This window comes from Phenylobacterium sp. (genome assembly GCF_041916435.1).
Lineage (GTDB): Bacteria > Pseudomonadota > Alphaproteobacteria > Caulobacterales > Caulobacteraceae > Phenylobacterium.
Genome location: NZ_JAYRZM010000001.1, coordinates 490929 through 510044, shown reverse-complemented (window position 1 = coordinate 510044; position 19116 = coordinate 490929). Strand labels below are relative to the sequence as shown.

The window sequence follows — 19116 nt, the reverse complement described above, 5'->3', positions numbered from 1 at the left end:
AGAAACGGTGACGGCGTCGTCATGGACGCGCGCCATCCGACGCCGATCCAGCCATACGACTGGAAGGGGAACAGACGCATATGTCGCAATCTCACCGCGCCTGGCTGCTGGCGGGCGCGTCTATTGTCGCGGCCGGCCTGACAGGGGCCGCGTCGGCCGCTGCGCAGGTCCACGCCATCCGCGAGACCGATCCCGTGGCCTCGCTCGACGACGCCGCCGACGACCCGGCCATCTGGCGCAATCCCGCCGATCCGGCCGCGAGCCTGATCGTGGCCACGGACAAGAAGGCGGGCCTGAACGTCTATGGCCTGGACGGCCGCCGCCGCGCCTCCATCGCGGCCGGCCGCGTCAACAACGTCGATCTGCGCGCCGACGTGGACATCGCCGGGGCGCCGGGCGTGCTGGTGGCGGCGTCCGACCGCAACGACGCGACCCACGGCGTCCTGGCCCTCTTCAAGCTGTCGACGCCCGATGGCGCGCTCACCGAGATCGCCAGGATTCCGGCCGATGTGACGGAAGCCTATGGCTTTTGCCTGTGGCGCAGGGCCTCCGACCGCGCGGTGTTCGCCTTCGTCGTGGCCAAGGACGGCGCCATCTCCCAGCTCCAGGTCGACGCCTCCGGCGCCGCGCCGACGGCCAAGGTGGTGCGCAAGCTCAAGCTCGCCACCCAGTCCGAGGGCTGCGTGGCCGACGACCGCACCGGCCTGCTCTACGTGGGCGAGGAGGACGTGGGCGTCTGGCGCTTCCAGGCCGATCCCTCCGCTTCGCCGACGGGCGAGCTCACAGCCAGGGCCGACGGCGTCCATCTGGCCGCCGACGCCGAAGGCCTGGCGATCGCCGCCGAGGGGGCCGACGGCGGCTATCTGGTGGTCTCCAGCCAGGGCGACTCGGCCTTCACCCTCTACCGGCTGGGGGACATGGCCTTCGTCGGCCGCTTCCTCGTCACGCCGGGGCCGAACGGCGTGGACGGGACCAGCGAAACCGACGGCCTGGAGATCTCCACCGCCGGCTTCGGCCCCGACTTTCCCGGCGGCCTGGTGGTGGCGCAGGACGGCGACAACTCGCCCGAGGCCCAGAACTTCAAGCTGATCGCCTGGGACGAGGTGCGAAAGGCCCTAGCCCTTCCCTAGCCCCGGCTGGGCGGGCGCTGGGCCAGCGCGGCGACGGCGGCCGAGCCGATCGGCCCCGTCGCGTCGTGCAGGAAGCATTCGCCGATGGCCACCCCGTCGGTGGCGTGGTGGTTCATGGATTCGAAGCCGACCCACTCGCCCGCCGGCAGGCGGTGCAGATAGAGCGTCACGTCGGTGTTGATATAGCCCAGCCCCTGGTCCGAGGCGTTGGCGAACGGGCTGGCGAAATCGCAGGCCACGGCGACGCGGGTGAACGGGGTGTGGGGCGCGCCCTCCACCAGCTCGCGCACCTCCTTCATCCAGGCCTGGCGCGGGCCGTAGCCGCGGATGCCCTCGCCCACCTGGCGCATGGACCACATGCCGTTCATCCCCATGCGCGGATCGTCCGGCACGGGCATGGCGTCCGGATCCGGCGCGTCCCAGGCCGCCGGCTCCCACACCTTGCCCGGGGGATTGGCCGTGCGCCGCAGGAACTGGCAGGTGGCGCGGGCCTGGCTGACGCCGGCGGAAATCCACTCGGCGTCCACCACGCGGATGCGCCCGCCCTCGCGGACCACGCGCGTGGTCACCTCGATCGGCGAGAAGTCCGGCAGGCGGTACATGTCCACCGTCAGGCGGGCCGGAACGAAGTCCGGGTCGCCATGACGTTCCTCCAGCACGAAGGCCAGCAGGCCGGCGATGACGCGCCCGTGCAGGGAGTTGGGGTTCCAGGGGCCTCGGGAGGCGGTGGTCGGGTGGAAATGATCACCCATGCGCTTGAAAAATGGCTCGGTCATGATGGCCGAGACCCTGCGCGATTCTGGTTGGCGGCGCGACCATCCTTCCCGACCTTGGCCTTCCCGACCTTGGCCTTCCCGACCCTAGCCTTCCGGCGTCTGGGCGCAGGCCGAGCGGCGGCCGGCCTTGCACGCCTTCACCGCGGCCCGCCAGTCGGTCATGGCCTTGGCGTGGGCGGCTTCGGCGGCCTTCTGCTGGGCGGCCCTCTGTTCGAGATCGGCGTTGTAGGCCGCCACTTCGGCGGCGTGCGCCGCCTGCGCGGCCTGATAGGCCTGAAGCTGCTGGGCCTCCTGGGCCTGCAGGCTGCGGCCGAGGTCCGCGTACTTCAGGTTCTGCTGGGCGGTGATCTCGTCAGGCGTCGGGGTCTGTCCCGGCGTGGCGGCGGCCGTCTGCGCCGCGGCCGGTCCGGCCAGGACGGCGGCGGCCAGCGCGACGGTGATCGCGTGTTTCATGTCTTCATGCCTCTCATGCGTGTCGCGGCGCCGACCGCTTCATCGCGTCCGCCTACGGACCAGGCGCGGCGCCTGCATGCGGGAAACGCGAAGAATGTTTCGCGGTTGCGAAGACAATCGGCCGCCGGGTTCGTATCATCGGGGCAACCGGAGGATTTCCCATGAAACGCTTCGCCGTGGCGCTCGCCCTGACCGCCTTCGCCGCCACCCCCGCCCTCGCCGCCCTGAAGGAAGGGGCCAAGGCGCCCGACTTCTCCGCCAAGGGGTTCCTGGCCGGCAAGCCAATCAGCTTCTCCCTGGCCGAGGCGCGCAAGAAGGGCCCCGTGGTGGTCTATTTCTTCCCGGCCGCCGAGACCAAGGGCTGCAACCTCGAGGCCCACCTGTTCGCCGAGGCGATGGACGACTTCAAGGCCCAGGGCGCGACCGTGATCGGCGTCACCGCCGGCAATCTCGACAAGCTGCAGTCCTTCTCGGCCGACACCGAGAAGTGCTCGGGCAAGTTCCCCGTGGCCGCCGACCCGGACCTGTCGATCGCCAAGCAATACGACGCCACTCTGGCCCTGCGCCCGGGCTGGTCGAACCGCACCTCCTACGTGATCGCCCCCGACGGCACGATCGTCGACGCCTACTCCAACCTGGCGGCCGACAACCACGTGACCGAGACCATGAACGCAGTGAAGGCCTGGAAGGCCAAGGCCGGGAAGTAGCCGGGGCCATCTAGGCCTTGCCCTGAAAGCGTTTTTCCCGTATCAGCGCCCGCTTTCACGGAGAGCGGTCTTACGCGGAGCTCCAATGGGCCGGGACACCCCCGGCCGCCGCGCAAGAGCCATCGTTTCCGGCGGACCTTCCGCCGCCGGACGCGCCGCCCTCCAGACCGGAAGAAGGAAAACATGGCGCTTTACGAACACGTGGTCATCACGCGGCAGGACATCTCGCCGCAACAGGCCGAAGCCCTCAACGACCAGCTCAAGCACATGCTCGAGGAACAAGGCGGCGCCGTCGCCAAGATCGAGTACTGGGGCCTGCGCAACCTCACCTACCGCATCAAGAAGAACCGCAAGGGCCACTACTCCCTGCTCGCCATCGACGCTCCGGCCGAGGCGGTGAAGGAGATGGAACGCCAGCTGTCGATCAACGAAGACGTGCTGCGCTACATGACCGTGCGCGTCGACGAGCTCGACCTGGAACTGTCGCCCGTGCTGGCGCGCCGCGATCGCGAGCGCCGCTCCGACGATTCTTCGCAATCCTAAGAAAGGGAGGAGTTCATGACCGACACCTCCACCACGCCGGCCGCCGGCGCCCCCGCCGGGCCCGCCCGCCGTCCGTTCTTCCGCCGCCGCAAGGTCTGCCCGTTCTCCGGCGCCAACGCCCCGAAGATCGACTACAAGGACGTCAAGCTCCTGCAGCGCTACGTTTCCGAGCGCGGCAAGATCGTCCCCTCGCGGATCACCGCGGTCTCCGCCAAGAAGCAGCGCGAACTGGCCAAGGCCATCAAGCGCGCCCGTTTCCTGGCGCTGCTCCCCTACGTCGTGAAGTAAGGGAGAGGCCAAGATGAAAGTCATTCTGCTCGAACGCCTGGAAGGCTGGGGCGGCCTCGGCGACGTCGTCGACGTCAAGGACGGCTACGCCCGCAACTTCCTCCTGCCGCGCTCCAAGGCGCTGCGCGCCACCTCCGCGAACCTGAAGGTCTTCGACGCCCAGCGCGCCGAGATCGAGGCCCGCAACGCCCGCGCCCGCGACGCGGCCGCCCAGTCCGGCGAGAACCTGGACGGCGCGTCCTACGTGCTGATCCGCCAGGCCGGCGAAAGCGGCCAGCTCTACGGTTCGGTCTCCGGCCGCGACGTGGCCGACGTGATCAACGCCGAGGGCGGCAAGGTCGAACGGGCCATGGTCCAGATGGACAAGCCCATCAAGACCCTGGGCGTGCACGAAGTGAAGGTGCGCCTGCATGCTGAGGTGACGGTCACCATCATGCTCAACATCGCGCGCAGCGAAGACGAAGCCGAGCGCCAGGCGCGCGGCGAAAACGTCATCGCCTCGCAATTCGAAGAGGAACGCCTGGCGGCCGAAGAGGCCCAAGCCGACCTCCTCGAAGGCGGCGCCGGCCAGATCGAAGGCGACTACGTCGAGGCCTGACGCCCCGGCGAGACGCGCGATCGAAAAATCGGGCGGTCCGGACTTTCCGGGCCGCCCTTTTTGCTGCATGCCTAGGCGCATGGCTCATCACGTCCACGAGGGGCGGTGCCTCTGCGGCGCCGTGCGCTTCCAGGCCAGCGGTCCACCCAAGTGGACGGGCTATTGTCATTGCGAGAGCTGCCGGCGGCACACCGGCGCGCCGGTCGCGGCCTACGCCGGATTCGAAGCCGAGATGGTGAGCTTCTTCGGCGAGCCGATGTCGGTCTACCCCTCCTCGAAGGGCGCCGAGCGGGGCTTCTGCGGAACCTGCGGCTCCACCCTCACCTACAGCAGCGCCCGCTGGCCCACCGAGATCCACTTTCACGTGGGCGCCTTCGACGCCCCGCAGGATTTCGCTCCCACCGAAGAGGCCTACGCCGAGGAGCGCGTGGCCTGGCTGCACCTGGTCTTCGACCGCTAAGGCCATGGGCCTCGCCCCGCCAGCCGAAGGCCGCCAAGAGGGGCGCATGCTCGCCGATTCCTCCCGTCTGACGATCGACCTGAACGCCCTGGCCGGCAATCTCGGCGCGATCCGGGCCGAGGCGGCCGGCGTCGAGGTGGCCGCCGTGGTCAAGGCCGACGGCTACGGCCTGGGCGCGGCCCAGGTGGCCCGCCGCCTTTGGGCCGAGGGCGTGCGCAGCTTCTATGTGGCGCGCCTGACCGAGGGCGAGGCCCTGCGCGCGGCCCTGGGGCCGGACCGGGAGGCGGCGATCCTGGTGCTCGACGGCCTGCCCCCCGGCTCGGGACCGCGCCTGCTGGCCGCCGGCCTCGTCCCGGTGCTGGCCAGCCCCGTCCAGGTGGAGGCCGCCGTGGCGTTGGCCGCCGGCGCCGGCCGGACGCTGACCTGCGCCCTGCACGTGGACACCGGCATGAACCGTCAGGGCCTGACGCCCCAGGAGACGGCGGCCCTCGCCCAGGCGCCCGGCCGGCTGCGCGGCCTGCACGTGGACCTGCTGCTCAGCCACCTCGGCTCGGCCACCGCGCCGGCGCATCCGCGAAACGCGCTGCAATTGGAGCGCTTCAACGCCGTGCGAGCGCTCTTCCCGGACAGCCGCGCCAGCTTCGCCGCCTCGGCCGGCGTCTTCCTGGGCCGTTCCTATCGCTTCGACCAGGTGCGCGGCGGCATCAGCCTCTATGGCGGCGGACCCGAAGAGCGGCCGGACCCGCGCTTTCGCGCCGTGGCGACCTTCGAGGCGCCGATCCTGGACGTGCGCAGCGTCGAGCCGGGCGAACTGATGGGCTATGGCGAAGGCGTGCGCGCCGAACGGCCGACCCGACTGGCCGTGGTCGGCGCGGGCTACGCCGACGGCCTGATCCGCGCCGCGCGCGGCGGCTACGCCTGGTATGCGGGGGCGCGGCGCCGGCTCGTCTACGTCACCATGGACCTCACCGCCATCGAGATCGGCGACGCGCCCGCGCGCATCGGCGAGATGGTCGAGCTGCTCGGCCCCCACGCGCCGATCGACGAGCTGGCCGCCGCCGCCGGCACCGTGGCGCACGAGTGCCTCGTGCGCCTGGGCGGCCGCGGCGAGCGGGTCTACCTCGGCGAGGTCTAGCCGGCCTTGGCGGCGGTCTCGAGCTTGGCGAAGTCCACCGCCTGAACGGCGGCCTTCAGGTCGTCGATGTTCACCCCGTCGCCCTCGGCCTGCACCATGAAGCGGTCGGCCACGAACACGCCGTACTCGCCGTGCTTGGACGAACGATCGTACTTCTCGACGGTCATGCGCCCGTCGACCTTGCCGAAGCGCTCGTAGCTGCCGTCGGTTTCCTTGTTGGACTGCACGTTGAACGCGCCGGCCATGGCCGTGAGCGCCCCGGCCGCGCCCATGTCGACGACGCGCAGGGTCAGGTGGTCGTCGCCCCGGCCGTAGTCGCCCTCGGCGGCCGAGCCGTTCATGCCGCCCACGCCGCCGCTCGACGAGGAGATTTCCGTGCGCTGGAACCCGGCGATCGCGGCCGGCAGATAGGCCTGCAGCGCCGACGGGTCGACCGCCTTGATCTTGCCGTCCTTCATGCCCTCGGCGGCGGCCTGCATGCGCTTGGAGGCCTCCTCCAGGTCGCTGACGTCCACGCTGCCGCCAGGGGTGTTGATGGTCACCTCGTGATGGCGCGGGCCGAACATTCCGGCGTCGCGGTGCGACATGCCCATCGGCCCGCGGCCGAGCATCATGACCGGCCCGAGGATCGCGCCGATGACGATGCCGATGACGAGCAGGGCGACCACCACCACGGCGGTGTAGGGCAACGCCTTGTCCTGCGGCGTCTTCATCAGGATCGGCAGCCCCTTGTAGAGCAGGTAGAGGCTGTAGAGGCCCAGGATGCCCAGCACCGACAGCGCGGGCAGCAGCTCGAACACCCCCGCCACCCACGAGGCCGTCCCGGCGTAGGCGGCGACCTTGAAGGCCTGCATCCGGTTCCGCGTGCCACCGAAGCTGGGCGCCAGGGCGTCGATCACCAGGGCCACCACGTAGACGCTGCCCAGGGTCAGCAGGAAGGTGATGAACTGCGAGGTGAAGGCCCACACGATCGGCGTGCGGTAATGGACCCCGAAGCCCATGAAGCCGAAGCCGTGGCCGAACGCCGACGCCCCGATCAGGCCGCACACCGCTGGAATCAGCGCCAGCGGGATCACATATGACCGGTAGAGCCCCCCCACCGTCGCCTGTTCGCCGTCGATGACCTCCCAGGTCTTCGTCGGCTGAAGCAGGATGTCCTTCACACGCTGCACAAGATTCGAGGCGCCCGGCCCCGGTTCCACCACGCTCATGGTTCGCTCCCCGGCCCTCAGGCCTCTCCACCTGCCCCCGCGACAACCTAGCCGAAGCACGAAGATCGGCAACGGTCGAGCGCACGCCGGACGCGCCGGCCCGCGGGCGCTAGAATCCCCGCATTCCCGAATCAGGAGCTCCCATGGCCCGTGACGGCGCCGTCTATGTCTGCCAGTCCTGCGGCGCCGCCCAATCCAAGTGGTCCGGCCAGTGCCCGGCCTGCTCGGCGTGGAACACCCTGGTCGAGGAAGTGCAGGCGCGGCCCCCCGGCGCGATGGCGCCGAGCCGCGCCTCGCGCGCCCGCGGTCTTTCCTTCGAGGGCCTGGCCGACGCCACGCCCGCCCCGCCCCGAATCTGCACCGGCGTGGACGAGTTCGACCGCGTCTGCGGCGGCGGCGTGGTGCCCGGCTCGGCGATCCTCCTCGGCGGCGACCCCGGCGTCGGCAAGTCGACGCTGCTCTTGCAGGTGGTCGGCGAGGCGGCCCGGCGCGGCGCGCGCTGCGCCTACATCTCCGGCGAGGAGGCGATCGAACAGGTGCGCGCCCGCGCCCAGCGGATGGGCCTGGCCGACGCGCCGGTGAAGCTGGCCGCCGAAACCTCCCTGCGCACGATCCTCGACGGGCTGAAGCATGAGCCCTTCGACCTGGTGATCATCGATTCCATCCAGACCCTGTGGAGCGACGCCCACGACGCCGGCCCAGGCTCGGTGACCCAGGTGCGCGCCGCCGCGGGCGAACTGGTGCGCCTGGCCAAGAAGCGCGGCCTGGCCGTGATCCTGGTCGGCCACGTCACCAAAGAAGGGACCATCGCCGGCCCCCGGGTGATCGAGCACATCGTCGACGCCGTGCTCTCCTTCGAGGGCGAGCGGGGCTATCCCTTCCGCGTGCTGCGCGGGGCCAAGAACCGCTTCGGCGCCACCGACGAGATCGGCGTGTTCGAGATGGGCGACGCCGGCCTCGCCGAGGTGAAGAACCCCTCGGCCCTGTTCCTGGACACCTCCGGCGAGCGCGCGGCGGGGGCGGCCGTGTTCGCCGGCATCGAGGGCTCACGGCCCGTTCTGGTGGAATTCCAGGCGCTGGTCGCGCCATCGGCGTACGGCACGCCCCGGCGCGCGGTGGTGGGCTGGGATTCCGGCCGCCTGGCCATGGTTCTGGCCGTGCTGGAGGCCCGTTGCGGCCTTGGCTTTGGCGACCGTGACGTTTATTTGAACGTCGCCGGCGGCCTGCGGATCAGCGAGCCGGCGGCGGACCTGGCGGCGGCGGCGGCGCTCGCCTCCTCGGCCCTGGATCAGGCCCTGCCGCAGGATTGTGTCGTGTTCGGCGAAGTCAGCCTGTCTGGCGACATCCGGCCCGTCAGCCGGATGGATGCGCGCGTGAAAGAGGCCGCCAAGCTGGGCTTTCGCCGTGCGCTCGCTCCGCGGGACCTGGAAGGCGGCGGCGTGATCAAGGTTTGCGGCGCGGCCCGTCTGGCCGACGCCATCCGCCGCATCGGCGACGGTGATTGGGACTAGGCCCGGTGACTCTGTTCGACATCATCGCCCTGTCGCTGCTGGTGGTGTCGGGGATCGCCGGGTTCGTCCGCGGCGCGACGCGCGAGATGGTCACCGTGCTGGCCCTGGTGCTCGCCGCCTTCGCCTGCGTCTACGCCCTGCGCTACACCGGCCCGATCGCCCGCCACGCCATCCATCCGGACTGGATGGGCAACGTCGGCGCCATGCTGGCCGTCTTCGTGGTGGTCTATATCGTCCTGCGCCTGCTGGGCGGGATGCTGGCCAAGAAGATTCAGGACACCGAAGGGCTGAGCTTCCTCGACCGTTCGATCGGCCTGGGCTTCGGCCTGCTGCGCGCCCTGGTGGTGCTCGGCGCCTTCAATCTGGCGTTCAACGCCGCCACGCCGCCTGAGCGCGTGCCCCAATGGATCTCGGGTGCGGCGCTTTATCCCTTGACCGCGGGCGCTGCTCGGGTGCTGAAAGCCTTCGCGCCGAAGGGACTTGACATGGCTGGTAAGCTCAAGCCCGCAATCGCTGACGCCGTCCGTGACGGCAAGGGCGATTCCGCATCCGACAATGGCTATGACGCCCACGATCGAAGCGTCATCGACGATCTGGTGGAGAAATCCCGATGAACGACGTCCTGGACACGCGTTTCGGCCGACATTGGGCCGGCCCCAGCGAGCGATGGACCCCGCCGACGCGTGACCCGGACGACGATACGCCCCGCCTGGAGTGCGGCGTGTTCGGCGCGTTCGACATCGCCGAGGCCGCCGCGATCACGGCGCTCGGCCTGCACGCGCTGCAGCACCGCGGCCAGGAGGCTTGCGGCATCGCCAGCTTCGACGGCCAGCGGTTCCACACCGAGCGGCACATGGGCCATGTGGGCGACGCCTTCACCGGGCCGGACCTGGTCGACCGCCTGCCCGGCCGCGCCGCCATCGGCCACACCCGCTACTCCACCGCCGGCGGCAGCTTCGTGCGCAACGTCCAGCCGATGTTCGCCGACCTGGAGGCCGGGGGCGTGGCCCTGGCCCACAACGGCAACCTCACCAACTTCCTGACCCTGCGCGAGCAGCTCGTGGCCGACGGGGCGATCTTCCAGTCCACCTCGGACTCCGAGGTGATCCTTCACCTCCTGGCCCGCTCGCGGAAGGCCCGCTTCGTCGAGCGCTTCATCGAGGCGCTCAGCCAGATCGAGGGCGGCTACGCCCTGGTGGCGATCACCAACAAGAAGCTGATCGGCGTGCGCGACCCGCTGGGCATCCGCCCGCTGGTGCTGGGCGACCTGGACGGCAAGGCCGTGCTGGCGTCGGAGACCTGCGCCCTGGAGATGATCGGCGCGCGCTTCGTGCGCGACGTCGAGCACGGCGAGATGGTGGTGATCGACCACAGCGGCGTGGAGAGCCTTCGCCCCTTCCCCGCCGCCCGCGCGCGGCCCTGCATCTTCGAATACGTCTACTTCGCCCGGCCGGATTCGGTGGTGAACGGCCGCTCGGTCTACGAGGTGCGCAAGCGCATGGGCCAGCGCCTGGCCCAGGAAAGCCCGGCGGACGTGGATGTGATCGTGCCGGTCCCCGATTCCGGCGTGCCGGCCGCCCTGGGCTTCTCGCAAGAGATCGGCGTGCCGTTCGAGATGGGAATCATCCGCAACCACTACGTCGGCCGCACCTTCATCCAGCCCACCCAGGGCGCCCGCGAACTGGGCGTGCGCATGAAGCTGTCGCCCAACCGCGCCGTCCTGGCGGGCAAGCGGGTGATGCTGATCGACGATTCCATCGTGCGCGGCACCAACTCGGTGCGGGTCGTGCGCATGGTGCGCGAAGCCGGCGCGGCGGAGGTCCACCTGCGCTCGGCCTCCCCGCCCATCAAGTGGCCTGACTTCTACGGGATCGACATGCCCGACCGCGACAAGCTGCTCGCCGCCAACCATTCGGTGGAGGAGATCGCCAAGATCCTGGAGGTGGACTCCATGGGCTATCTCTCGGTGGACGGCCTCTACTGGGCGATGGACTCCGACCCGCGCGATCCGGTCGAGCCGCAGTTCACCGACCACTACTTCACCGGCGACTACCCCACCCGCCTCTTGGACCGCGAAATCGCCCTGGGCCGCAACGACTCCGCCGACCGGCAGCTGTCGTTCCTCGTGGACGCGTGAGCGCCAAGCCCGCGGGCTGGCTCACGCGGCTGAGACCAGACTGGTACATCGTCCTGATCGTCAGCATGGTGGCGCTGGCGAGCGTCCTGCCCGCGCAGGGCGCGGCCGAGCCTGTCTTCAAGGTCGCCACCAAGATCGCCATCGCTTTCGTCTTCTTCCTGCACGGCGCCAAGCTGTCGCGCGAGGCGGTGATCCGGGGCGTGACCCACTGGCGCCTGCACCTGCTGGTGCTGGCGACCACCTTCGGCGTCTTCCCGCTGCTGGGCCTGGGCATGGCGGCCCTGCCTTCCGTCATCACGCCGATGGCCCTGGCGCCGGGGATCGTGTTCCTCAGCTGCCTGCCGTCGACCATCCAGTCCTCGATCGGCTTCACGGCCATCGCCCGGGGCAACGTGGCGGCCACCATCGCCTCGGCCACCGCCTCGAACCTGCTGGGCATCCTGCTGACGCCGGTGCTGGCCGGCCTGCTGATGAACGCCCACGGCGGCCTTTCCCTGCATTCGGCGCAGTCGATCGTCGTCCAGCTCCTGGTGCCCTTCGTCGCCGGCCAGCTCCTGCGCCCGCTGATCGGCGGCTGGGTGGCCAATAAGGCCAAGCTGCTCTCCTACGCCGACCGCGGCTCGATCCTGCTGGTGGTCTATTCGGCGTTCAGCGAGGCCGTGGTGGGCGGCATCTGGCGCCAGGTCAGCGCATTGGACCTGCTGCGCCTGCTGCTGCTGTGCGGCTTCATGCTGGCCGTGGTGCTGGGCTTCACCCTCTGGGCCGCCCGCACCTTCGGCTTCGCCAAGGAGGACGAGATCACCATCGTCTTCTGCGGCTCCAAGAAGAGCCTGGCCAGCGGCGTGCCCATGGCGGGCGTGCTGTTTCCTGGCGCGACGCTCGGCCTGATGCTGCTGCCGATCATGATCTTCCACCAGATCCAGTTGATGGCCTGCGCCACGATCGCCCAGGCCTATGCGAAGCGGGCGGACAGCCCCGCCGAGACCCGCTAGAAGACCCGCCCATGAGCACCGACCTTCCGCTTCAGGGCAAGATCGCCCTGGTCACCGGCGCCTCGCGCGGCATCGGCCGCGCCAGCGCCATGGCGCTGGCCAAAGCCGGCGCGCACGTGATCGCCACCGCGCGCACCCAAGGCGCCCTCGAGGAACTGGACGACGAGATTCGCGCCGCCACCGGCGCCTCGGCCACCCTCGTGCCGCTGGACCTGGGCGAGCCCGAGGGGCTCGACCACCTGGGCCTGGCCATCCACCAGCGCTTCGGCAAGCTGGACGTGCTGGTCCACGCCGGCGCGATCCTGGGCCTGCTCACGCCGGTCAGCCACATCGAGCCGGCCATGTGGGACCGGGTGATGGCGGTGAACCTGACGGCGACCTACCGGCTGATCCGCTCCGTCGAACGCCTGCTGCGGGTTTCCGACGCCGGGCGGGCGATCTTCATCACCACCGGCCGCGTCGAGCGCCCCCGCGCCTTCTGGGGGGCCTACGGCGCCTCCAAGGCGGGGATGGAGCACATCGTGCGCACCTGGGCCGACGAGCTGGAGAACACCCAGATCCGCGCCGCCCTGGTCGACCCCGGCCAGATGCGCACCAAGATGCGGGCCGAGGCCATGCCGGGCGAAGACCCGATGACCCTGCCTCATCCGGACGAGATCGGCCCCCTGATCGTGGAGCTGGCGCAGGCCGAGCTCGGCCTGCCCAAGGTCAACGTGAGCTTTTCGGCCTGGAAGTCGGCCGGGACGCTCGCTTCGGCTTGACCCCCGGGCGGGCGAGCTTGGCCGCCCGTCCCTTCGGCGAACCTGTCGGCTTCTTGGCCTTCGCCTTGGCTGGCGCCGCGGCGCTCACCGCGCCGGCCGCCTTGGCGCGCGCGGCGGCGACGCCCTTGGGCTGGCGCGCCTTGGGACCGATCTTCGGCGCGAACGACGGCGCCGACACCGGGGCCGGGCCGCCCTTGGCCTCCCCTTCGGCGTAGGGGTTCTTGTTCGACTTGACGGTCAGGCGCATGGGCACGCCCGGCAGGTCGAAGCTCTCGCGCAGCGAATTGATCAGATAGCGCCGGTAGTGGTCGGGCAACTGGTCGGCCCGGCTGGCGAACAGCACGAACGTCGGCGGCCGCGCCTTGGTCTGGGCCATGTACTTGGGCTTCACCCGCCGGCCGTTCACCGCCGGCGGCGGATGGCGCTGGATGGCCATCTGCAGCCAGTCGTTCAGGTCGCGGGTCTTCACCTTGGTCGACCAGTCGTCATGCACCTTGAAGACCGCCGGCATCAGCCGGTCCAGGTGGCGGCCGGTCTCGGCCGAGAGCGCGATCACCGGGGCGCCGCGAAGCTGCGGCAGCATCCGCTCGGCCTGTTCGATCACCTCTTTCAGCCGCTGGCCCGGCTCTTCCACCAGGTCCCACTTGGCTAGGCAGAAGACGAGCCCCCGCCCTTCCCGCTCCACCAGGTCGGCGATCTGCAGGTCCTGGATCTCGAACGGATGGGTGGCGTCCATCACCAGGATCACCACCTCGGCGAAGGTGATCGCCCGGATGGTGTCGGCGGTGGAGAGCTTCTCCAGCTTCTCCTGCACGCGCGCCTTGCGGCGCAAGCCGGCGGTGTCCACCAGGCGCACGGGCCGGCCTTCCCAGGTCCAGTCCACGGGAATGGCGTCGCGGGTGATGCCGGCCTCGGGGCCGGTCAGCAGCCGGTCCTCGCCGATCAGCCGGTTGACCAGGGTCGACTTGCCCGCGTTCGGTCGCCCGACGATGGCGATGCGCACCGGCTTGTCGGCCTCGTCCTCGGCCTCCTCGTCGTCGGCGGGCGCCACGGCGGCCACGGCGGCGAAGAGATCGGCCATGCCTTCGCCGTGCTCGGCCGAGATCGCCACCGGCTCGCCCAGCCCCAGGCCGAAGGCCTCCATCACCCCGGCGTCGGAGGCTTTGCCCTCGGCCTTGTTGGCGGCCAGGATCACCGGCTTGTCGTGCTTGCGCAGGATTTCGGCGAACACCTCGTCAAGCGGCGTCACCCCCTCGCGCGCGTCGACGACGAAGAGCGCCACGTCGGCCTCCTCGATCGCCCGCACGGTCTGGGCGCGCATGCGCGATTCCAGGCTTTCGTCGGTGACGTCCTCGAAGCCGGCGGTGTCGATCAGCTCCAGGTCCAGGTCGCCCAGCCGCCCCGTGCCGAAGCGCCGGTCGCGGGTCACCCCCGGCCGGTCGTCGACGATGGCCAGCTTCTTGCCGGCCAGCCGGTTGAACAGGGTCGACTTGCCGACGTTGGGACGCCCGACGATCGCTATCTTCAGCGGCATGGGAGTCCTTCCGTCGCCCCTATTTCAGGGCGACGAGCTGAGCCTTGTCGGTGGCGATGTAGATCATCCCGCCCGCCGCGATCGGACCGATCAGCACCGGCGCGCCGATGTTCTCGCTCTTCTCGATCTCGCCGGTCTTCGGGTTCAGCGCGACGAGCTGGCCGGCGCTGGAGCCGATGATCAGCCGGTTGGAGGCCAGGAGCGGGCTCGACCACACCGGGCGCACCACCTTCTTGCCGAACAGGCCGAACGCCCGCTTCTTGGTCACAGGCAGGCCCGCGTTGAGATCCTTGATCCAGTAGACCTGTCCGCTCTCGCGGGCCACGCAGTAGACCTTGCCGTCGCGCGAGACGACGTAGACCACGTCGCCGGCGACCCAGGGGCTGGTGATGCCGGCGATCGGCAGGGTCCAGCGGGTGGAGCCGGTGCGAAGGTCGGTGACGGCGAACACGCCGGAGTGGCTGACGGCGAAGACGTCGCCTTCATAGATCACCGGCCGGCCGGGAATGTCGCGAATCTCCGACAGGGCGTTGGAGCGGTTCGCCCGCGACAGGGTCTCGCTCCACAGGTCGATGCCGTTGGCCACGCGCAGGGCCACCAGTTCGCCCGACCCGAACGAGGCCACCACCGTGTCGCCCGACACCGCCGGGCTGGAGGCGGCCAGGATGCGCGCGGGCTCGGACAGGGCCTGGTAGTTCCAGCCCGGATCGCCGGTTTCCGCGTTGAAGGTCAGAAGGGTGTTGTCGATGGACACGGCCATCACCACGCCGGACGCGACGGTGGGCGCGGCGTGGATCGGCTCGTCCGTGGCCTTCTTCCATTCGACCGCGCCGGAGTTGGCGTCCAGGCGCGCGGCGAAGCGGTAGCCGGAGGTGACGTAGAGCTTGCCGTCGGCGAACGCCAGGCCGCCGCCGAAGGCTTCGCGGTCGCGCTTGTTCGACGGCCGCAGGTCCTTGCGCCAGACCACCTCGCCGTTGGAGGCGTTGATCGCCGAGACGGTCGCCTCGCCGTCCATCACGAAGACCTTGCCGGCCGCCATCACCGGCGGCGCGGTGATTTCCTTGCCGCGCTTGGAGGCCTCGCCGAAGCCGCGCCGCCAGGCGACGGACAGGCTGTGGCCGGCGTCCACATGAGCCACGGACTGCGAGAGCGTGCCGCCCGGCAGCGGCCAGTCGGCCAGCGCCGTCGGCTCCGGCAGGAAGAAGTCGGCGCCCTTCAGGCCCTCGGCGACCTCGACCTTCTCGTCGTCGGCCACGATCGAGATGCGCTGGCCGTCCCCGGCGACCTCCGACGGTCCCTTCGGGCCGTGGAACGGGTTGATCCGCTTGACCGTCGAGCAGCCCCCCGCCGCCAGGGCGAGGGACACGAGGGCGACGGCCAGTGTGAAGCGACGCATGGAGCTCATTTGGAACCGGGGGCTTCTTGTTGCGGCGCGAGCGCGCCGGCGGCGGGTGCTGGGGCCGGGGGCGGCAGGGCGGCGGCGGCCTTGACCACGGCGGGCAAGGCCTTGGCCCCGCCGGAATCGATCAGTTCGATGGCGGCGCCGGCGCGTTGGCGCGCGCCGTCGGGCGCGTCGATCATCTGCTCGATCACGCTGAAGTCGCCGCGCGCGCCGGTCAGGTCCCCCGCCATCAGCTTGGCGAAGGCCAGCGCCTCGCGCGCCTGGGCCCGATAGGGCCGGCCGTCATCGGTCAGCGGCGTCAGGCGCGCCTCCATGTCCTTCAGGGAAGCGGTGTCGAGCAGGGCGAAGGCGGATTTGAGGCGGGCCGCGTCACCGATCAGCAAGGTTGGCGCGGCCTCGGCGGCGGCGTCGAACAGCTTGATCGCCTCGTCCGTCTTGCCGTCGGACAGCAGCACCCCGCCCTGCTGCATCAGGGCCAGGCTCTTGTAGCCCTTGGACGGCGACTGGGCGACTTCGCCCCACAGCTTGAAGGCTTCGTCCTTCTTGCCCTGGCCGTAGGCGTCCATGGCCTTGGCGTATTCCTCGGAGGCCTTGGCGTCGGCGCGCGCGGTGTAGCTCTGCCAGCCCCAGACCCCCAGGGCCGCGACCAGGGCGAGCACCAGCAGCCCGGCCACCCAGGGTCCGATCTTCAACGCAAGCGTTTTGTAGCGGTCGGAGCGAAGCTGCTCTTCGACCTCTTCGAACAGATCGGTCACGAATGGGGACTCCGCGCTCGGGCGTTTGAATGGGCGGCGAACCTATAGTGCATGGCTCCGCGCCGCAACGCCGAGGCGGCGCGGACGCATCCCTAGAATTCGTCGATCAGCCGGCTCACCACGAAGCCCAGCGCCAGCAGCGCCAGACCGATGGCCGCCCAGACGATCGGCGAGCCCACCGGCGTGGACGCCAGAAGGCCGGCCTTGGGCGCCACCTGGCTCCAACTGGCGCTGATCACCCGGGCCGAACCCTCCGAGGCCGTCTCCAGCCGGTCGACGAAGCGGGACAGGACAAGCTGGCTCACGCCGATCACCCCGCCGACCAGGCCGGCGCCGCCGATCATCAGCCGCCGGATCATCCAGCCGCGGTCGAGCCGCCGCCCGATCCGCGCGGCGAACGCCTCGGAATCGGCGAGCGGCGGCGCGTCCATGAACATCCGCTCCAGGGCGCGTTCGAAATCGACTTCAGCCATTTTCGCGCCTCCCTTCCCCAGCGACGTCTTGAGCAGGCGCCAGTCGCGTTCTGAGCCTATCCAAACCACGTTTGACATGGGATTTGACCGTTCCAAGCGGCAGGTTCAAGGCTTCGGCCGCCTCGGCGTGCGACAGGCCCGCGCCGTAGCACATCGACACGCACAGGCGCTCCGGCGCGCTGAGGCTCTTCAGCGCCCCGTCCAGGTCGATCCGGCCGGCCGCGGCCCCCTCATGTCCCGTGTCGGGCGGGTCCTCCGCCTCGCTCGTAAGCGCGCGCAACCGGCGCTCCTTCTGCAACTTGCGCAGATAGCCGCGCGCGGCGATCCGCCGAACCCAGGCGGAGAAGGCCCCTTCCCCGCGAAATTCCGCGATGCGTTCGAACGCCGTCAGGAAGGCGTCCTGGGCCACGTCGTCGGCTTCGGCCTCCGCCGCGCCCATGCGGCGCAGCAGGCCCCTCACCGACGATCCGTGGCGTCGCACCAGTTCACCGAAGGCCCGATGCTCGCCCGTGGCGGCCTGGGCGGCCAACTCCACGTCGTGCAGGCTGGTGAATGTCTGTTTTTGGGCGCCCCTCATGGGCTTACCCCCCTCCGCGCGGCGCCTAGGACTTGCGACGCCCGATCAGGGCGATGACGATGAAGGCGGCGCCGATGAAGCCCGGGAACGTGGCGATGGCGAGCATCGGGAAGGTCGCGTCGGGCTCGGCGAATCCCAGCACCCAGCCGAACGCCGCCACGCCCAGGGCGACGAACAGCCAGATGACGCCCGTGCGCATGTCACGCTGCGGCGACGGCGGCGGCTTCAGCTTCACGTGCGAGCTCATCGCCTCGATCACTTCCGGCGGCAGCGTCTGCCCCTTCTCGATCGCCGCGCGGAGCGTGTCCTGCAGCTTCTGCCGCTCCTGGCTTCGCAGGTAGCTCGGCACGATGAACAATGATGCGATGGATCCAAACACGATCAGAACGATCAGCACCGCCTCCATGGCGTTTTCCTTTTCTCAGACTTGCGGGCCCTTTCGCCCGTCCTGTGCCCTATTGAGGCGCTGAGTAGGCTTTATGGATGCGTCGGGCGCCATGAAATGTTCGTCATGTTCGCAGACCCGCCCACTCCGGCGCCAGCCCCCAGGCCGCCAGTCCCGCGCCGGCCGGCCCCGGCTAGGCGATCTTGTCGATCGCCAGGAACGCCAGGGTCTGGTTGACTAGCATGTAGGCGATCTCGCCGAAGGTCACCGGCCCGACGAACGAGCCGGTCTTCTTGCCTTCCAGCCCCGCGTATTCGTAGTTGAGGATGCAGTTGCAGGAGAACGCCACGCGGCCGAGCTCCTTTTCGCGCGACTGGCGGGCGAACGCGCCCACGTAGTCGTCGACCGGCTTGGCGAAGCGGTATTCGACCCCCTTGAAGACCGGCGCGTAGAAGTCCACGCGCCCGGCCTCTTCGTCGACCGCCTGGATCGAGACGTTGATCATCGCGTCGTTGTAGTCGGCCACCAGCGGCAGCTTGATGTCGAGCCCGCGCTCGGCGATGTAGGCCGCCAGGTTCGCCGGCGCGCAGCCGATCTGGCACTCGCCCTCGGCGCTGAAGCCGTCGGCGTCGAACACGATCGCCTCGCCTTCGCCCTGGGTGAACAGATTGACGATGTCCACATATGCGATCTGTCCAGCCGGGAGCGTCACGTGCATGGCCACCGCCTGGGCGTCCAGCGGCGCGCCGTCTCCGGCGAAGCACTTGGGCGTGCGCTGGCCGATCTCGGAGAGGTCCACGCCGGAGATCCAGCCGACCAGCGGGGCGTTGAACACCCCCTCGTAGGTCTGCACGTCCTTGGCGAACGCCGCGTGCGCCTCGCTCAGGCCCGGCACGATCACCACGGTGAAGCCGCCGTCCGGATAGTTCGCGCCGATGTCCTTGAGCGTGGCGAGGTCGTAGGTGCGGATCCGCACGTCGCGGGCATGTTCGGTGATGTCGGTCACGAGGATGCGCCCGCGCTCGGTGGCGCCGCCCTCTGCGGAGATGAAATTGACCGCCGTGCCGCCGATCCAGCGGCCCGCCGGCAGCGCCGACAGCAGCGCCTCGTCCCCCGCCAGCAGCAGCACCCGCCCATCCCGGATCATCCGGGCGGTCTCGGCGACGGTCTCCATGCTGGTCGTCGACATGCCGTCCCTTTCCGCGAGCGGAAGATCGCCGAGCCGGCTGCGACGCCCAGCCCCCGCGGGTCGGTGATGGGCGGCGGCGCGCCGCATCGCTGAACGCAT

Annotated in this window: 22 protein-coding genes; 12 read left to right on the top strand and 10 right to left on the bottom strand. The window is 70.1% G+C overall.

Annotated features, from left to right (window positions below):
- Positions 1 to 80 precede the first annotated feature (80 nt).
- Positions 81 to 1130, top strand: a complete 1050-nt coding sequence (locus ACE3TA_RS02505; RefSeq protein ID WP_374570124.1) for a phytase — start codon at positions 81 to 83, stop codon at positions 1128 to 1130.
- On the opposite strand, the gene ACE3TA_RS02500 is transcribed toward ACE3TA_RS02505, so the two are convergent.
- On the bottom strand, positions 1127 to 1906 hold the full coding sequence (locus ACE3TA_RS02500; protein WP_374570123.1) for an acyl-CoA thioesterase domain-containing protein: 780 nt from the start codon (positions 1904 to 1906) through the stop codon (positions 1127 to 1129). The two genes, ACE3TA_RS02505 and ACE3TA_RS02500, sit on opposite strands and share 4 nt — an antisense overlap.
- Before the next feature lie 84 nt (positions 1907 to 1990).
- Positions 1991 to 2359 (bottom strand): hypothetical protein, encoded by a 369-nt coding sequence (locus ACE3TA_RS02495; RefSeq protein ID WP_374570122.1) that lies wholly within the window; start codon positions 2357 to 2359, stop codon positions 1991 to 1993.
- Positions 2360 to 2520: 161 nt separating this feature from the next.
- Here ACE3TA_RS02495 and ACE3TA_RS02490 point away from each other — a divergent pair, with 161 nt between their 5' ends.
- The 6 genes from ACE3TA_RS02490 (at position 2521) to alr (ending at position 6090) form a co-directional block, all read left to right on the top strand.
- Entirely contained in the window at positions 2521 to 3066 is a 546-nt protein-coding gene (locus ACE3TA_RS02490) for a peroxiredoxin (RefSeq protein ID WP_374570121.1), read from the top strand.
- Between the two features lie 183 nt (positions 3067 to 3249).
- Positions 3250 to 3609 (top strand): 30S ribosomal protein S6, encoded by a 360-nt coding sequence (rpsF, locus tag ACE3TA_RS02485; RefSeq protein WP_374570120.1) that lies wholly within the window; start codon positions 3250 to 3252, stop codon positions 3607 to 3609.
- A gap of 15 nt (positions 3610 to 3624) precedes the next feature.
- Entirely contained in the window at positions 3625 to 3897 is a 273-nt protein-coding gene (gene rpsR, locus ACE3TA_RS02480) for a 30S ribosomal protein S18 (RefSeq protein WP_374570119.1), read from the top strand.
- A 13-nt stretch (positions 3898 to 3910) separates the two neighbouring features.
- The gene (gene rplI, locus ACE3TA_RS02475) at positions 3911 to 4495 is read left to right on the top strand and encodes a 50S ribosomal protein L9 (RefSeq protein WP_374570118.1); all 585 of its coding nucleotides are present in this window, start codon (positions 3911 to 3913) and stop codon (positions 4493 to 4495) included.
- Positions 4496 to 4574: 79 nt separating this feature from the next.
- On the top strand, positions 4575 to 4955 hold the full coding sequence (locus ACE3TA_RS02470; RefSeq protein WP_374570117.1) for a GFA family protein: 381 nt from the start codon (positions 4575 to 4577) through the stop codon (positions 4953 to 4955).
- A gap of 46 nt (positions 4956 to 5001) precedes the next feature.
- A complete protein-coding gene (gene alr / locus ACE3TA_RS02465; protein WP_374570116.1) occupies positions 5002 to 6090 on the top strand; it encodes an alanine racemase in 1089 nt (362 codons plus the stop codon).
- Here alr and ACE3TA_RS02460 read toward each other — a convergent pair.
- Complete coding sequence (locus ACE3TA_RS02460; RefSeq protein ID WP_374570115.1) at positions 6087 to 7301, bottom strand: Yip1 family protein; 1215 nt, start codon at positions 7299 to 7301, stop codon at positions 6087 to 6089. The two genes, alr and ACE3TA_RS02460, sit on opposite strands and share 4 nt — an antisense overlap.
- 143 nt (positions 7302 to 7444) lie before the next feature.
- Between ACE3TA_RS02460 and radA the strand changes: the two genes are divergently transcribed.
- Genes radA through ACE3TA_RS02435 form a run of 5 tightly spaced genes read left to right on the top strand, consistent with a single transcriptional unit; the run spans position 7445 to position 12702 of the window.
- Entirely contained in the window at positions 7445 to 8812 is a 1368-nt protein-coding gene (gene radA / locus ACE3TA_RS02455) for a DNA repair protein RadA (RefSeq protein WP_374570114.1), read from the top strand.
- A gap of 5 nt (positions 8813 to 8817) precedes the next feature.
- Positions 8818 to 9426, top strand: coding sequence for a CvpA family protein (locus tag ACE3TA_RS02450; RefSeq protein WP_374570113.1), 609 nt, complete (start codon positions 8818 to 8820; stop codon positions 9424 to 9426).
- Positions 9423 to 10949, top strand: a complete 1527-nt coding sequence (gene purF / locus ACE3TA_RS02445) for an amidophosphoribosyltransferase (RefSeq protein ID WP_374570112.1) — start codon at positions 9423 to 9425, stop codon at positions 10947 to 10949. Before ACE3TA_RS02450 ends, purF begins: the two co-directional genes overlap by 4 nt.
- Positions 10946 to 11941, top strand: coding sequence for a bile acid:sodium symporter family protein (locus ACE3TA_RS02440; RefSeq protein WP_374570110.1), 996 nt, complete (start codon positions 10946 to 10948; stop codon positions 11939 to 11941). The genes purF and ACE3TA_RS02440 overlap by 4 nt, the downstream gene beginning before the upstream one ends.
- Before the next feature lie 11 nt (positions 11942 to 11952).
- A complete protein-coding gene (locus ACE3TA_RS02435; protein WP_374570109.1) occupies positions 11953 to 12702 on the top strand; it encodes an SDR family NAD(P)-dependent oxidoreductase in 750 nt (249 codons plus the stop codon).
- Here the strand turns inward: ACE3TA_RS02435 and der are convergent.
- The 7 genes from der to ACE3TA_RS02400 form a co-directional block, all read right to left on the bottom strand.
- Complete coding sequence (der, locus tag ACE3TA_RS02430) at positions 12650 to 14236, bottom strand: ribosome biogenesis GTPase Der (RefSeq protein WP_374570108.1); 1587 nt, start codon at positions 14234 to 14236, stop codon at positions 12650 to 12652. The two genes, ACE3TA_RS02435 and der, sit on opposite strands and share 53 nt — an antisense overlap.
- Positions 14237 to 14255: 19 nt before the next feature.
- On the bottom strand, positions 14256 to 15632 hold the full coding sequence (locus ACE3TA_RS02425; RefSeq protein ID WP_374570107.1) for a PQQ-binding-like beta-propeller repeat protein: 1377 nt from the start codon (positions 15630 to 15632) through the stop codon (positions 14256 to 14258).
- Between the two features lie 5 nt (positions 15633 to 15637).
- Entirely contained in the window at positions 15638 to 16393 is a 756-nt protein-coding gene (locus ACE3TA_RS02420) for a tetratricopeptide repeat protein (RefSeq protein ID WP_374570106.1), read from the bottom strand.
- A 92-nt stretch (positions 16394 to 16485) separates the two neighbouring features.
- A complete protein-coding gene (locus ACE3TA_RS02415; RefSeq protein ID WP_374570105.1) occupies positions 16486 to 16866 on the bottom strand; it encodes a hypothetical protein in 381 nt (126 codons plus the stop codon).
- Positions 16859 to 17443, bottom strand: coding sequence for an RNA polymerase sigma factor (locus tag ACE3TA_RS02410; RefSeq protein WP_374570103.1), 585 nt, complete (start codon positions 17441 to 17443; stop codon positions 16859 to 16861). The genes ACE3TA_RS02415 and ACE3TA_RS02410 overlap by 8 nt, the downstream gene beginning before the upstream one ends.
- A gap of 25 nt (positions 17444 to 17468) precedes the next feature.
- The gene (locus tag ACE3TA_RS02405) at positions 17469 to 17849 is read right to left on the bottom strand and encodes a DUF6249 domain-containing protein (protein ID WP_374570101.1); all 381 of its coding nucleotides are present in this window, start codon (positions 17847 to 17849) and stop codon (positions 17469 to 17471) included.
- 172 nt (positions 17850 to 18021) lie between these two features.
- Positions 18022 to 19017, bottom strand: coding sequence for a hypothetical protein (locus ACE3TA_RS02400; protein ID WP_374570100.1), 996 nt, complete (start codon positions 19015 to 19017; stop codon positions 18022 to 18024).
- Positions 19018 to 19116: the final 99 nt, after the last annotated feature.